Below are 14130 nucleotides of genomic sequence, written 5' to 3'. Positions count from 1 at the left end.
ACTTGGCTGAGCACGCCGGGAGACGCAAGATGCAGGACGACGTGAACGAGGTGCTGACCGACTTCCTCTCCCGCGACCGGCACCGTGTCCTCACGGCCGTCGGCGTGGTGAACAACCTTCACAACCCGCAAGCCCTGGCCGCGCTGGCCCGGCACCTTCCCGAGATCGAGCGGGCCACGGCGGGCCTGGAACTGGGGGGCGCCCTCTTCCCCAACAGCGAGCATCTGCGCCGGGCGATCTTCACGTTGCAGACCTGGCGCGACGGCCGCTGCCGCTGCTGGCTCTACCCGCACTTCCTCAGCTACGACCCCTTACGGGAGGAGCAGGCGGGCGACGTGACCGTGCTGTCCTCCGACCCGCCCGACTGGCATATGGACTACCACTGCCGCTGCACCCACTGCGGCGCCGAGTACAAGGTCGAGCAGCGGGAGGGGCATCTGACGTGGTGGAAGTGGCAGAGGTTGAGCTAAACCGGTGCCGCCCAGGGGAGACGGACTTGGAGGAGGCGTAGGGGTCAGTGTGAAGCATAATCTTGAGGGATTTAACATCAAGTAGTAGAATGCATAAACAGGGGAGTTTGGGGCTGAGTCAGTGTGCTGACGCCTTAACGGGGGGTTTATGCCTATTTATGAGCCGTTCCACAAACGTAAAAAACGTGAGCGTGGAGAATTTCCAGAGTTGTTTCAAACTGAGAAAATGCCGCTAAAGTTGAAGATGCAGATAGAAGCGATACTCAAAGATTCCTTAGGGGCTAGAAACGGTTTAAGATATAGTTATATAGCACAGCAGATTGTTTCTATAATGGCTCGTGAAGAACCAGAATTATATGGAGGGTCCACGAGCGAATATTTTTATAATCTTATCTTTGATACCGATGCAAACGATGAACATTTGTTGTCGGTTGTAGAGCTGGCCTTTGGTATGGTTAGTGAAGGGTCTAATGTGGGTCTTTCCTACATCGCTGGGTCCTCTGTGTATAGTGCTGCTGCGCCCCTTCAGGAATGTGTCGAAGAGCTAAATATTAGGTTCCGGGAAAGTGGTTATGGTTATCAGTTCGAGGACAATTCTTTTATCCCAATCGATAGCACTTTTACACATGTATCGGCAGTAAAACCCGCAATACTTTTGATGAATAATTTGGAGTTTAAAGGTGCGCTTGATGAGTTCCTGTCAGCTTTCGACGCTTATAAATCTGGTAATCAGTCAGAATGCATAAGGCTGTGTGGTAACTCTATTGAAAGCGTGTTGAAACAGATTATAGTGAGTAAGAATTGGACTATGGCAAACAAATTGGGTACATCTCACCTTCTTGATGCAGTTGCAGACGCTGGGCTGATAGAAGCTTCATTAAAAAGCCACTACACCAGTCTTTTCTCTATGACTAAGAGTGGTGTACCAACTATCAGGAACAATGTGGGCGGTCATGGGCAGGGGATTGAGGTCAAGAGGGTGCCTGATTACATGGCTAGATACGTTGTTAATATGACTGCCGCCACAATACTTTTCCTTATCCACGCATACCAAGACGTTAGTTAAAATGAAACAAAGCTAGGCGGCCAGCCCTTCCCCAGGACTGACCGCCGACGGCTGAACTTTACCCTTCCCCTTACGCCGCCCCCACCTTCTCCGCGATGATCCCCTCGATGTACTCCACCACGCTCCTGAGCGGCACGCGCGTCAGCACGTCCTCCAGAAAAGCGGTGACGAGCATCTTCTCGGCGATCTCCTGGCGGATGCCGCGCGAGCGCAGGAAGAACAGTTGCTCCTGATCGACGGGGCCGGTGGTCGAGCCGTGCGAGCAGCGTACGTCGTTGGCGTTGATCTCAAGCTGCGGCACCGAGTAGTTGCGCGCCTCGCTGGAGAGCATCAGCGTCCGGTGCTTCTGGTAGGCGTCCGTCTTCTGCGCCCCCAGGTCCACCTTGATCATGCCGCTGAACACGCCGACGCTCCGGTCGTCGCCCACGCCCTTGTACAGCAGGTCGCTGTGCGCGTGCGGCGCGGCGTGGTGCTGGAGCGTGTAGTGGTCGAAGTGCTGGTCCTCGTTGGCGAAGTACAGCGCCAACATCTCGGAATCCGAGCCCTGCCCGCGCAGGTAGGACTGCATCTCGGTGCGGCTCAGCGTCCCTCCCATCGTGACGACGAGGCTGTTCAGCGTCGCATCCCGGTGAACGTCGCCGCGCTGGCGCTGGATGTGCGTGACGCCCTTGCCCCAGTTCTGGATGGAGACGTAACGGACCCGTGCCCCCTGCTTGACCACCAGTTCGACCGCGCCGATGGCGTAGGTGCCGGGCAGCTCTTCCGAGTCCTGCTCGTCGATGAAGGTGACCTGCGCGTTCTCCTCGGCGACGACCAGGGTGCGGGTGGCCGTGTAGGTGCCCGCCTCGCTCATCACCCGGAAGGAGCCCAGGGGCAGTTCGACCTCCACCCCGCGCGGCACGTACACGAAGGCGCCGTTCGTCCACAGGGCCGCCGCCAGCGCGCTGAACTTGCCCTCGGAGGGGTCGGGCGACTTGCTCGGCGTGGTGCCGGGCGCGGCGATGGTGGTGTCGTCGGGCACCTCCGCCGGGACCACCGAGTAGAGGTACTGTTGCACCTTGTCCGCGTGCTGCTCCACAGCGGTCTTCAGGTCGGTGAAGATCACGCCCTTCTGGGTCAGCTCGGCGGGCAGCTCGGTCGCGTACACCACGTCCGGGCCGTCCAGCACGAGGAAGGCGCCCACGTCGGTGCGGCTCAGGCGCTTTTGCACGCTCGCCGGAAGCTGAGCTGTGTCGGTCGCGCGCTCGCGCTTGGGGTGGGGGCGGAGCTGGTCGAAGTCCACCTCGACGCGGGTGTACTTCCACGCCTCGACCTGTTCGGTGGGCACTTCCAGCGTGTTGAACAGGTCGAGCGATTCACGCCGCTTGGCGGTCAGCCACTCGGGGCCGCCCGCCTGGGTGATGAGGTCTTGGGTGAAGGGTTGGGTCATGGGATGGGGTTCTCCTGTTGCCAGTTGAAGAGGTTCAGGCCGGGAATGCGATCAAAGTGTCTGGTGTTGTGTGTGACGAGCGTGGCCCGGTGGCGTAGAGCTGTCGCTGCAATGATGAGGTCGGCGTCCTCAATCAAGTTTCCACCCGCTCGCAGGTTCTCGAACAAAAGAGCGGCAATATCGGTGGTCTCGGCATCCAGATCGAGGGTTGGATGGAGGCTGAGCAATCCGTCGAGCACGGTCAGCCGCCGGACATACAGTGGATTGAGGAGTTCCTTGCGGGCCTCGTAACGGACGAGAGCGGGAACGGCGATCACCTCGTCTCGCTCCAGCGCCCGCTCGTACTGTGCCAGCACCTGCCGGTTCCTCTTCTGGAAGGCGATCAAAACGTTGGTGTCGAGAACGAGCATCAACGCTTTGCTGTCTCAGGATCGGCACTTCGCAACCTGACGCGGCGGCTCAGGGCCTGCTCGAAGGCCGCCTCTTCCTCTGGCGTCCAGCCGGTGGCAAAGGCTTCCACAGCAGCCATGTGCCGCTCGATTTTCTCCTGCCGCTCCAGAAAGGCCCGCAACCGCTCCTGCCCTTCCGGCGAAAGTTGGTCGATACGCTCGTGAAGTTCCTTGGGTGCCGTCACGTCAACCCTCCTGCCGGTCTTCCCGTGATACGCCGTCCGAGATCACCAGAAACTCAGCGTCCCCTTCGCCCTCGTTGCGGGCCTGGTGCGCCTTCTCCGGCGCGACCTCCAGCCCCTGCCGCGGCCCGAGCTGGTGCGCCGTGCCCTCCACCTCCAGCGTCAGAACGCCGCTCAGCACGAAGAAGAACTGCCGCACCCGCGAGTGTTGGTGCCGCTCCTCCGTTGCGCCGGGCGGCATCCGCTCCTGAATGACGCTGAGGGTGGGAGCGGACGCGAGGCGCCAGCCGTCGCACACGTCGGCCCAGGTGTAGTGGGGGGCGTTGGAGGTGGAGATCATCGCCACATATCCTGCCCGTCAGGCCATATAAAGCGGGGAGGCCCATCAGGGAAATTACTGTCTGGCTCCAATACCGGAGTGACAGTAATTTCCTTGTCCAAGGCCTCTAGGAGTTCAGCCTTGGCTCTGTTCCAGGCTGCTGCAACAGCTTCCTCCGCACTTCGGGCCTCAGCAGCCCAGCTAACTTGAACTCCACCAATGGCATAGAGAGGACTAGCTGCACGGTAGAAGTCCCCCGGTGGCTTGGAACTTTCCCTATCCACCCCAATGACAAGCCGCCGCTTAACGCCACCCCGCTGATAGACAACTGTTACTGCATCGCCCGTAATGTGGTTCCACACGTCATGAACGGACTCTCCAGCAATAAGTTGCTTCAGCAGGGCGTCGTTCATCCTTACCCCACCGAGCCTTCCATCTCCAGCTCGATCAGGCGGTTCAGCTCCACCGCGTACTCCAGCGGGAGTTCCTTGGCGATGGGCTCGATGAAGCCGCGCACGATCAGGCCCGCCGCCTCGTCCTCGCTCAGGCCGCGCGACTGGAGGTAGAGAATCTGCTCGTCGTTGATCTTGGAGACGGTCGCCTCGTGGCCCACGCTGGCGGTCTTCTCCTCGATCTCGATGTAGGGGTAGGTGTCGGTACGGGCTTCCTCGTCCAGCAGGAGGGCGTCGCACTCGACGTTCGTCTTGGCACCCTTCGCGCCCTCGTAAATCTTGACGAGGCCACGGTAGCTGCTTCGGCCCGAGTCCTTGGAGATGGACTTGGAGACGATGGAGCCGCTGGTGTGCGCCGCGAAGTGGACGATCTTCGCCCCGGCGTCCTGGTGCTGCCCGCGGCCCGCCATGGCGATGCTCAGGACCTCGCCGCGCGCGCCCTCTTCGAGGAGGTAGCAGGCGGGGTACTTCATCGTGACCTTGGAGCCCAGGTTGCCGTCCACCCACTCCATCACACCGTTGCCATACACGGCGGCGCGCTGGGTCACGAGGTTGTAGACGTTGTGGCTCCAGTTCTGGATGGTGGAGTAGCGGAAGCGCGCGCCCTCCTTCACCACGATTTCGATGACGCCCGAGTGGAAGGAGTCGGAGTTGTAGGCGGGGGCGGTGCAGCCCTCGATGTAGTGGGCCTGCGCGCCCTCGTCCACGATGATCAGCGTGCGCTCGAACTGGCCGCTGCTCTCCGCGTTGATGCGGAAGTACGTCTGGAGGGGAATGTCCACCTTGACGCCCTTCGGGATGTACACGAAGGACCCGCCCGACCACACGGCCGAGTTGATCGCCGCGAATTTGTTGTCCTCGGGCGGCACGATGGTGGCGAAGTGCTCGCGGAAGAGGTCGGGGTACTGCTTCAGGCCGTCCTCGATGCTCAGGAAGACGACGCCGAGCTTTTCCCACTCCTCCTTGAGGTTGTGGTACACCATCTCGCTCTCGTACTGGGCACCGACGCCCGCCAGCGCCGCACGCTCGGCCTCGGGGATGCCCAATCTCTCGAAGGTCTTCTTCACGTCGTCCGGCACGTCGTCCCAGGAGCGGGCGTTGAAGCCTTCCGGCTTGATGTAGTAGTAGATCTCGTCGAGGTCAAGGCCCGAGAGGTCCGCGCCCCACTGGGGCATGGGCTTGCTCAGGAAGATGTCGAGCGCCTTGAGGCGGAAGTCGAGCATCCACTGCGGCTCGTCCTTGGCCTTGGAGATCATCTCGACGACCTCGCGCGACAGGCCCTTGGGCGCCTTGATGGCGTAACGCTCGGGGTTGGACCAGCCGTACTCGTACTCTTTGTTGATGTTGGCAACTTCGGGGTTGGTCATTTGGAGTGCTCCTTAAAAGAGGGCAGAGCGCCGATGGAAGACGGTGAGGCTTACGCCCCCGCGACCGCCAGCCCCTTCACCCAGTCATACCCCTCGGTGTCGAGGCGCTGCGCGAGTTCGGGGCCGCCCGTCTGCACCACGCGCCCGTCCACGATGATGTGCACCTTGTCGGGCACGATGTAGTTCAGCAGGCGCTGGTAGTGGGTGATGATCAGGCCACCCAGATTCGGGCCGCGCAGCGAGTTCACGCCGCGCGCCACGATCCGCAGGGCGTCCACGTCGAGGCCGGAGTCGGTCTCGTCCATGATGATGTAGCTCGGCTCCAGCATCAGCATCTGGAGAATCTCGTTGCGCTTCTTCTCGCCGCCGGAAAAGCCCTCGTTCAGGTACCGCTCGACGATGCTCTCGTCCCACTCCAGCACCTTCAGCGCGTTCTGGAGCTTGCCGTAGAACTCGGTGAAGGAGACCTCCTCGCCCTCCGGCTTGCGGGCCTGCATGGCGAGGCGCAGGAAGTTGGCGATGGTGACGCCGGGAATCTCGACCGGGTACTGGAAGGCCAGGAAGACGCCGAGGCGGGCGCGCTCGTCGGGCTCCATCTCCAAGATGTTCTGGCCGTCCACCAGCACCTCACCCTCGGTGACGGTGTACTCGGGGTCGCCGACGATCACCTTGGCGAGGGTGCTCTTGCCGTTGCCGTTCGGCCCCATGATGGCGTGCAGCTCGCCGCGCGGGACCACGAGGTTGACTCCCTTGAGGATGGGCTGGTCGCCCACGGAGGCGTGCAGGTTGCGAATCTCGATTCTATGGGGCTGGTCGGTCATGGGAACTCCTTGGGGCTGCTTCTTGAGAATGGTTCCTACTTACCCGGCCATTGTACCCGGGAGGCGGGGGAAAGTCGAGTGATCCGGTGAGGATGAACGCCAACTGGAGCGTCACTCGTTGGCGTGCAGGACGACGAAAATCCTCGTACTCCCGGCGAGGTGGAAGGCAGTCTCGCCACGGTGGACGGTCTCCCATGAGGCGCGCGTCAGCTTCTTTCACGCTTGCCACCGTGCCGCGTGCTAACGGTGAGGAGCATGAATGTCCTCGACCTGATTCGCGCCGCCGGGCCGATCCTGTGGGTGATCCTCGCCCTGTCCGTGTACGTCGTCTACACCGCCGCCGTGCGGGCGCAGGTGCTGGGCCGGCTGGGGCGCGACCCCTCCGCCCTGATCGAGCGGGCGCGGGCCGTCACCGCCGAGAGCGGGCCCGCCGCCGCGCTGGCCGAGGTGGACCGGGCCGCCGACCCCAGCCCTGCCGCGAACGTGCTGCGCGCCGGGCTTGCTCGTGCCGACCGGGGCACGGGCGCTCCCCAGGCCGCGATGAACGCCGCCCTCCTCGCCGAGGACGCGCGGCTGTACGCGGGGCTGAGCGCGCTGGGCACCGCCGCCCAGATCGCGCCGCTGCTGGGGCTGCTGGGCACGGTGATCGGCATGGTGCGCTCCTTTCTGGTCTTCAGCACGACGAATTCGCCCACGCCGACGCAGCTCGCCACCGGCATCAGCGAGGCGCTCGTGAACACGGCGGCGGGGCTGATCGTGGCGATCATCGCGTATGTGGCCCGGAATGCCCTGCGCGCCCGCGCCGACCGGATCGCGGTGCAGGCCGAGCGGGTGCGGGAGGAGCTGCCCTCCTGGCTCGCCCCGCGCACCGCGCCCACCGTCGTCACGGCCCGCCCGGTGCCCGAGGTGGCGCTGAGCTTCGACGGCACGGCCCCGGTGACGCGGTGAGGCGGCGGCTGCGGGAGAGCGGGGAGGGCGTGACCTTTGACTTTGCCCCGATGGTGGACATCGTGCTGCTGCTGCTGATTTTCTTTTTCCTGACGAGCAGCCTGGGGGCTCGGCAGAGTGCCCTGCCCCTCGACCTGCCGCGCGCGAGCACCACCGTGCAGGAGACGCCCGCCCTGCCCATCGTGAGCGTGACACAAGACGGCAAGGTCTACCTCAACGGGAAGGAGACGACGCTGACGAAGCTCGGCGGGCAGCTCAGGCCCCTGCTGGCCGCGTCGGGCGGCGTGGTCGGTCTGCGCGGCGACGAGCGGGGCAACTACGGGACGGTCGTGCAGGTCATGGACGTGGTGAAGAGGGCGGGCGGCGAGCGGCTGGCGCTGGGCACCCGCGCCCCGGCCGGGAGCGGCCAGTGAGGCGGGCGTGACGACGCTGCCCACGCCACAGCGCAGCCCCGAGCGCGGGGACCGGGCGCGCGCCGTGGGCGTGACGGTCGCCCTGCACGCGGCGTTGCTGCTGGGCCTGATCGCGGCCCGGCCCGAGGTGCGCGCCCCCACCCGCACGCCCGACCCCGGCCGCACGCCGCTGGAGGTCGTGGCCCTGGCTCCGCCGCCCGAGAGCAGACCGGCCCAGGCCGCCGTCCCCGCCGCGCCCAGGCGCGAGCAGGTCACGCCTCCACCGCGCCCGCAGCCGCAGCGCCCCCAGGTGCCCCAGGCCCGCCCGCAGAGCCCGCAGACTCCGCCGCCGTCCCGGACGGCGCCGACGCCCACGCCGCCCATTCGCCCGGTGCAGCCCGCCGCACAGCCGACCCCGCAAGCCCCCCCCCGCGCCCCTGCCCAGGCCGCGCCCCAGCTCGCCGCGCCGCCTGCCCCGTCGGCGTCGCAGGTTCAGGTCCGGACGCCTGCCAGCACACCCGAGCCGACCCGGCCCGAGAGTGCGCCCGTCGCTCCAGTCCCGGCCACCACGCCGACGCCGAGCGAGGCGGCGCCACCCACGGCCGAGCCCGCGCCTGCCCCCGCGCCCGAGGAACTTGCGCCCGAGACGACGACCGCCGCCGGGGAGGGGACCCTCGACCCGGAACCCGGGGCGACGGCGCAGAGCACGCCTGCGGAGCCCGTGGCCGCCGCTCCCGCTGCCCCCGCACCCGACCCCGAGCCCGTGACCGCGCTGCCCCGCCGTGAGGACGCCGCGCCCGCCAGCACCGAGGAGACGGCCGCACCCGCCCGGGGAGAGGCGAGCGCCGAGGAGCCTCCTGCCCCGGCACGCGGCGCGGCGAGCAGGACGGGCGGGGTGGGGGAGACGGTCACGGCCCGCCCCTCCGCCCGGACGGCGACCCCGCCGGAGGAAAACCCTGCCGAGACGCCCAGCGTGTCGCGGGGGACGGGAGCCAGCACGGGCGAGGCCAGTGAGACCGTTGCCCGCCTGCCCGCCCGCCCGGAAAGCGCACCCCAGGGGAGCACCCCGGAGACGACGCCCACCGCGCGCGGCACGCTCGCCCCCGGGAGCGCCGAGGCTGTGGAGGGCCGGGCGGGGACGACCGCGAGCGCCCCTGCCCCAACCGCTCCCGACGCGCCCGCCACCTCTCGCGGGAGTGCGGCGGCCTCCGCGCCCACCCCCGAGGCCGCCGCCCCGGTGCGCCCGTCCAGCCCGCCCCCCGCCGCGCCCGCTCCCGCCCCCGCCGCCGAGCCGACGCGGGGCGCCTCTGGGACGGGTGTTTCCACGGCCCCGGAGGCGGAAACCGCCCGCCCCGCGTCCACCCCCGGCACGCCTGCCGGAACGGGGGAGGGCACGGCGAGTCCCGCCGCCCGCACGGGCGTGATCCCCGGCGCCGACCGCCCCGGAGTTCAGACGGACGCGCCCTCTCGCGGCACGGCGGGCGGCGGGGGCGCGACGCCCGAGGCCCCGGCCGCTCCCCGTGAGTCCTCAGGGGGGCCGGGAGCTGGGGCGGGAACCAGGCCCGAGCCTGGACAAAGCGCCGGGCGTGGGGGGGGGGATGGGGCGGGGACCGGCAACTCCCCAGCGGGCGACGAGCCCGCCTCGGGCCGCCCCGGTGGCGACGGCGCGGGCTCCGGCGCTCCCGGCGGGGGCGGCACGGGTGGAGGCGAGGTCGCCCGCGCGGGCGGGGGTGGGGGCGGCGCGGCGGCCGGGAACGAGAACCGGCCCCTGAACTGCACGGTCGTGGTCGATGTGCGCGGCCTGGGTCCCTTCCAGCGCGACATGACGAGCTTCGTGTACGACGAGGGAGGCACCCAGCTCTGGCCCGATGCCACGCTCGTGCGGGGCGTGAGCTCCCAGCTCGTGCAGGAGGGCAGCCTCCACACCTACATCACCTCCGAGGGCGAGATCGGCGGCTTCAAGAGCGTCACCCGCGTCAAAGCCGCCCGGGTGCGGCCGCCGCGCATCGCCCCCAACTCGCAGGTCTTCACCGACGCCGTGCTCGGAAGCGCGGCCGCCACCCAGTTCCGCTCGGCGGGGGCGGCCTGCCGGGTCGTGTACCTCAAGGATTAGTCAGCCCCCCGTCACCCCCAACCGTTAAGAGGTTTCCTATGCGCAGACCCACCCTCCTCGCCCTCACCGTGCTGCTCTCCGCCCCGGCCCTCGCGTGGGTGCCCAGGCTGGAGGAGAACACCGCCCGAAACGTCATCGACGGAGCCTACGGCCGCCGCGACCCGGTGCCCACCTACCAGACCCTCGACCTGAGCGTCAAAGACGGCAGGTTTGCCGCCGGGGCGGGAGCGGTCAGGGTCTTCGACGGCGGCGACGCGTGCCTGACGGGCTGGCTCGCCGCGCCCACCGACTACAGCCGGGGAAGCCGCCCCGTCTCCGTTACCGTGAGCGGGCAGGCCGACCAGCTCTACTTCCAGGCGGTCGAGGCGCGCGACAACTTCCGCAACCTCAGCGCGCAAGACGCCCTGGGCGCCGACCTCGCCGCGAAGCGCCTGCCTGAGGGCCAGCTCCGCGTGGACGTGCAGGTGCGCGGCCTGCCGAGCGAAAAGGCCCGCAGCGCCTACCTCGTGCGCCTGCGCGCGCCCGACGGCAAACTCGTCGCCCCCGTGCGGACGAGCTACGTCAACGACTGGAAGCCCGTCGCCGGGGCTGCCGCGCCCCAGGCGGCGACCGCTCCGGCCACCCCCGGCACGACCGCGACCACGACGCCACCGGCCAGCCCCGCCCCCTCGGTCGGCCCGCTGGAGGGCACCCTCGTCTACTACTTCGAGCCGCTGAAGGTCGGCGTCGGCGCGAGCGACAAGATCGAGCTGTTGCTGCGGACTGAGGCGGACACGAACTGCGCCTACAGCGTGGCACTCGACCTGGGCAGCTTTCAGTAGGGCGGGGGCGAGCCGACGGGCAGGGGGTGTACGTTCTGCTTCCCTTCCTGTGCGTTTCGCGGCCCCTCTGCTGGGGACCGTGAGGACCACACGGACGGAGAAGCGTCATGCTGGGTGAGCTGGCGAACGTGGTGGCGCTGTGGCTGGAGGAACTCTTCGAGCTGCTCTCCGCGCTCACCATCGCCCTGGGGCTGCTGATGGCCCTGCGCCGGGTGGGGGCGGGCGGCGCAGCTCGACTTCGCCCGCTCTCTGCTCCTGGCCCTGGAATTCCTGCTTGCGGCGGACATCCTCGCGACCCTGCGCGCCCCCACCTGGCAGGACATCCTGCGGCTGGGGGCGGTGGCGCTCATCCGCACGGGCCTCGACTTCTACCTGTCGCGCGAGCTGGGGGACAAGGCCTCGGGACCCGACCCGGAGGTGGGCCGGGGTGAAAACCGCGTGTCCTAGAATGCCCGCGTGCCCGCCTCCTTTCCCCTGCTCGCCGTGGACATCGGCAACACGAGCACCGTCCTGGGGCTCGCCGAAGAGGGCCTGAACCTCACCCACACCTGGCGCGTGCGGACCAACCGTGACGTGCTGCCGGACGACCTCGCGCTGCAACTCCACGGCCTGTTCACCCTGGCGGGCGCCGGGCCTCCCCGCGCCGCCGTCCTGAGCAGCGTGGCGCCCCCGGTCGGCCAGAACTACGCGCTGGCGCTGCGCCGTCACTTCGGGGTCGAGCCCTTCGAGGTCAGCGCGGCCAGCCTCCCCGACGTGCGGGTCGAACTCGACCAGCCCGACGCCATCGGAGCGGATAGGCTATGCAACCTCTTCGGGGCCGAGCGGTATCTGGGTGCCCACGAGTACGCCGTCGTCGTGGATTTCGGTACCAGCACCAACTTCGACGTGATCGGGCGGGGGAGGCGGTTCATCGGCGGCATCCTCGCCACGGGCGCGCAGGTGAGCGCCGACGCCTTGTTCACCCGCGCTGCCAAGCTGCCGCGCATTGCCCTCGAAGCGCCGAGGACCGCCATCGGCAAGAACACCGTCCACGCCCTGCAATCGGGCCTCGTTTTCGGGTACGCCGAGATGGTGGACGGCCTGCTGCGCCGCATCCGCGCCGAATTGCCGGGCCCCGCCGTCGCCGTCGCCACCGGGGGCTTCGCCCGCACCGTCGAGGGCATCTGCCGCGAGATCGACCACTACGACGAGACGCTGACCCTGCGCGGGCTGGTGGAGCTGTGGGCGAGCCGGGAGCGGGTCGGGAGCTAGAGACTCACGAGCGGTTGCGGTCCCGGACGTACTCGTCGTGGTCCATCTCCAGGAGGGCCGCCCGGGAGGCGCGGGGATGGTTTCGGCGTTTGGCCGTGACGGCGCGTTCCATCGCTCCACGGTTGCCGCGCGTCTGCCGGAGCACCTTCTCCTCCCAGAACAGCTCGGCCGTCCTGCCCGTGGATGAGGCCCGCGGCGCTCCACCCCGGGGCCGGGTCGCCAGCAGCCCCGCGAGCAGCGCCAGAGCCAGGACGATGAGGAGAAGGGCGCTCAACATGCGCCGTCGTGTAGCGGGCCGTCCGGAGCCCTCCCGCACCGGTGCGCCCCAACCGAACGGAGAGGGCGCCCCTCCCCGGGAACGCCCCCCTCTGTCCTCGCTGACCGCTTCCCCCTCAAATCCCCAGCGTCAGCAGCATCAGCTTGTGAATCGCCCAGCCCAGCGCGATGCACACGGGAATCGTGAAGACCCACGCCTGCACGATGCGCCCGGCGACCTGCCACTTGACCTTCTTGAAGCCCTTGGTGGTGCCCACGCCCATGATCGAGGTGCTGATGGTGTGGGTGGTGCTCACCGGGATGCCCAGGTGGGTGGCCCCTACGATGATGGCGGCGGCGCTCGCCTCGGCGACAAAGCCGTCCACGGGTTTGAGGTCCACGACCTTGAAGCCCATCGTCTTGATGATGCGCCAGCCGCCCACCGACGTGCCCAGGCCCATCGCCAGCGCCGCCGAGAGGATGATCCACAACGGCACCTCGCTGACCTGGGTGCCCAGGTAGGCGCTGAGCGCGAAGGTCATGATGCCCATGGCTTTTTGCGCGTCGTTGCCGCCGTGCGAGAAGGCCATGAACGCCGCCGAGCCGATCTGGAGCCAGCGGAAAGTGCGCGTGACGGTGCGCGGGCGCATCAGGCGCAGCACCAGCCACGACAGCAGCGCCATGAACACGATGGGCACGAGAAAGCCCAGCGCCGGACTCGTCACGAGCCCAATCAGGGTCTTCTGGACCCCCCGGGGGATGATGATGCCCCAGCCGCCCGCCGCCACACCCGCCCCCACCAGGCTGAAGATCAGCGCGTGGCTGGAACTGCTCGGCAGCCCCCTCCACCAGGTGAAGAGGTTCCAGATGATCGCGCTCAGGAGGGCCGCCCCCGTCAGGCCCAGGGTGGCGTACTGCTGCGGCACGATGTCGGTGGCGATGGTCTTGGCGACCGCCGTGCCCGCGAGCGCCCCGACCACGTTCAGGATCGCGGCCATGGCGATGGCCTGCGCGGGGGTCAGCACCTTGGTGGCGACCGAGGTGGCGATGGCGTTGGCGGTGTCGTGAAAGCCGTTGATGAAGTCGAAGGCGAGCGCCAGCGCGATGATGGCGACGAAACCGATCAGGGCTGCTTCCATGCGTCACAGGCCCCGCTTCACGCGTTCTTGAGCAGGATGCTCTCGACGGTCTTCGCCACCCGCTGCGCCTGGTCGGAGGCGTCCTCGATCAGGTTCACGATCTCGCCGCCGCGCATCGCCCGGATCATGCCCGGCACGTCGGTGACGCCCACGTAGAGCTGGCGCTGCACCTCGTCGCTGATGGTGTCGCCCTCGTCCTCCAGCGTGCGAATCTGCCGCGCGAGGCCCGCGAGTTCCTGAATCCGCCCCGAGTCCTCGATCAGCGGCATCCCCTGGGCCAGCAGGGCGCACTGCCGCTCGACCACCCGGGCGAGCTGCGCCATCTGCGGCAGGGGACGCTCGATCCCGTAGAGGCTGAGCTTGCGGGCGGCGTCCTCCATGTCGTCCACGAGGTCGTCGAGTTCGTCGTTCAGCGCGATGATGTCCTCGCGGTCAAAGGGCACGATAAAGGACGCGGCGAGCATGTTCGTGATCTCGCCCGTGATGCGGTCGCCCTCGTGTTCGAGGTCGCGCACCCGGCTCACCTTGGCCTCCACGTCGGTGTAGTTCTCCAGCAGGTCCACCAGGGCCTGGGCGGTGGCGTGAGCGTTGCGGGCAGCCTCGGCGAATTTCGCGCTGAACTGCGGGTTTTTCGGCATGAATCTTGACAGCACCAT

Annotated in this window: 17 protein-coding genes and 1 pseudogene; 8 read left to right on the top strand and 10 right to left on the bottom strand. The window is 67.6% G+C overall.

Translation table 11 applies throughout. From position 1 onward, the window contains the following. The first annotated feature begins 2 nt into the window (after nt 1–2). Both IC605_RS14460 and IC605_RS14455 read left to right on the top strand, forming a co-directional pair. Complete coding sequence (locus IC605_RS14460) at nt 3–470, top strand: hypothetical protein (RefSeq protein ID WP_216325526.1); 468 nt, start codon at nt 3–5, stop codon at nt 468–470. Nucleotides 471–618: 148 nt separating this feature from the next. After that, a complete protein-coding gene (locus IC605_RS14455; RefSeq protein WP_216325523.1) occupies nt 619–1536 on the top strand; it encodes an STM4504/CBY_0614 family protein in 918 nt (305 codons plus the stop codon). 70 nt (nt 1537–1606) lie between these two features. On the opposite strand, the gene sufD is transcribed toward IC605_RS14455, so the two are convergent. The 7 genes from sufD to sufC are packed head-to-tail and all read right to left on the bottom strand — an operon-like array spanning nt 1607 to nt 6555. Further along, a complete protein-coding gene (sufD, locus tag IC605_RS14450; protein ID WP_216325520.1) occupies nt 1607–2965 on the bottom strand; it encodes a Fe-S cluster assembly protein SufD in 1359 nt (452 codons plus the stop codon). Continuing rightward, on the bottom strand, nt 2962–3375 hold the full coding sequence (locus IC605_RS14445) for a PIN domain-containing protein (protein ID WP_216325517.1): 414 nt from the start codon (nt 3373–3375) through the stop codon (nt 2962–2964). The genes sufD and IC605_RS14445 overlap by 4 nt, the downstream gene beginning before the upstream one ends. Then, nucleotides 3375–3599, bottom strand: coding sequence for a hypothetical protein (locus IC605_RS14440; RefSeq protein ID WP_216325513.1), 225 nt, complete (start codon nt 3597–3599; stop codon nt 3375–3377). The genes IC605_RS14445 and IC605_RS14440 overlap by 1 nt, the downstream gene beginning before the upstream one ends. Nucleotide 3600: 1 nt before the next feature. After that, on the bottom strand, nt 3601–3936 hold the full coding sequence (locus tag IC605_RS14435) for a cupin domain-containing protein (protein WP_216325510.1): 336 nt from the start codon (nt 3934–3936) through the stop codon (nt 3601–3603). After that, the gene (locus tag IC605_RS14430; RefSeq protein ID WP_216325507.1) at nt 3933–4328 is read right to left on the bottom strand and encodes a hypothetical protein; all 396 of its coding nucleotides are present in this window, start codon (nt 4326–4328) and stop codon (nt 3933–3935) included. The genes IC605_RS14435 and IC605_RS14430 overlap by 4 nt, the downstream gene beginning before the upstream one ends. Before the next feature lie 2 nt (nt 4329–4330). Beyond that, on the bottom strand, nt 4331–5734 hold the full coding sequence (gene sufB, locus IC605_RS14425; RefSeq protein ID WP_216325505.1) for a Fe-S cluster assembly protein SufB: 1404 nt from the start codon (nt 5732–5734) through the stop codon (nt 4331–4333). Between the two features lie 50 nt (nt 5735–5784). Continuing rightward, nucleotides 5785–6555 carry a Fe-S cluster assembly ATPase SufC gene (gene sufC / locus IC605_RS14420; protein ID WP_216325502.1) on the bottom strand — a complete coding sequence of 257 codons (771 nt, stop codon included), beginning with the start codon at nt 6553–6555 and terminating at the stop codon, nt 5785–5787. A 255-nt stretch (nt 6556–6810) separates the two neighbouring features. Between sufC and IC605_RS14415 the strand changes: the two genes are divergently transcribed. The 6 genes and pseudogenes from IC605_RS14415 (at nt 6811) to IC605_RS14390 (ending at nt 12080) form a co-directional block, all read left to right on the top strand. Further along, nucleotides 6811–7503: a MotA/TolQ/ExbB proton channel family protein gene (locus tag IC605_RS14415; protein ID WP_216325499.1), complete on the top strand. Its 693-nt coding sequence runs from the start codon at nt 6811–6813 to the stop codon at nt 7501–7503. Continuing rightward, the gene (locus tag IC605_RS14410) at nt 7500–7916 is read left to right on the top strand and encodes an ExbD/TolR family protein (RefSeq protein ID WP_216325496.1); all 417 of its coding nucleotides are present in this window, start codon (nt 7500–7502) and stop codon (nt 7914–7916) included. The genes IC605_RS14415 and IC605_RS14410 overlap by 4 nt, the downstream gene beginning before the upstream one ends. A 7-nt stretch (nt 7917–7923) precedes the next feature. Next, complete coding sequence (locus IC605_RS14405; protein ID WP_216325493.1) at nt 7924–10008, top strand: hypothetical protein; 2085 nt, start codon at nt 7924–7926, stop codon at nt 10006–10008. 38 nt (nt 10009–10046) lie between these two features. Next, the gene (locus IC605_RS14400; protein WP_216325490.1) at nt 10047–10829 is read left to right on the top strand and encodes a hypothetical protein; all 783 of its coding nucleotides are present in this window, start codon (nt 10047–10049) and stop codon (nt 10827–10829) included. 249 nt (nt 10830–11078) lie between these two features. Then, nucleotides 11079–11156 (top strand): annotated as a pseudogene (locus IC605_RS25395) (DUF1622 domain-containing protein); the annotation flags it as partial. Between the two features lie 129 nt (nt 11157–11285). Further along, on the top strand, nt 11286–12080 hold the full coding sequence (locus tag IC605_RS14390) for a type III pantothenate kinase (RefSeq protein WP_216325487.1): 795 nt from the start codon (nt 11286–11288) through the stop codon (nt 12078–12080). Nucleotides 12081–12084: 4 nt separating this feature from the next. On the opposite strand, the gene IC605_RS14385 is transcribed toward IC605_RS14390, so the two are convergent. The 3 genes from IC605_RS14385 to IC605_RS14375 all read right to left on the bottom strand — a co-directional run bounded on the left by IC605_RS14385 (nt 12085) and on the right by IC605_RS14375 (nt 14130). After that, nucleotides 12085–12357, bottom strand: a complete 273-nt coding sequence (locus IC605_RS14385; protein WP_216325484.1) for a hypothetical protein — start codon at nt 12355–12357, stop codon at nt 12085–12087. A gap of 115 nt (nt 12358–12472) precedes the next feature. Further along, the gene (locus IC605_RS14380) at nt 12473–13474 is read right to left on the bottom strand and encodes an inorganic phosphate transporter (RefSeq protein ID WP_216325482.1); all 1002 of its coding nucleotides are present in this window, start codon (nt 13472–13474) and stop codon (nt 12473–12475) included. 17 nt (nt 13475–13491) lie between these two features. Beyond that, nucleotides 13492–14130 (bottom strand): DUF47 domain-containing protein, encoded by a 639-nt coding sequence (locus IC605_RS14375; protein WP_216325480.1) that lies wholly within the window; start codon nt 14128–14130, stop codon nt 13492–13494.

The organism is Deinococcus aestuarii (assembly GCF_018863415.1).
GTDB lineage: Bacteria > Deinococcota > Deinococci > Deinococcales > Deinococcaceae > Deinococcus > Deinococcus aestuarii.
This window is presented reverse-complemented; position numbering and strand designations above follow the sequence as displayed.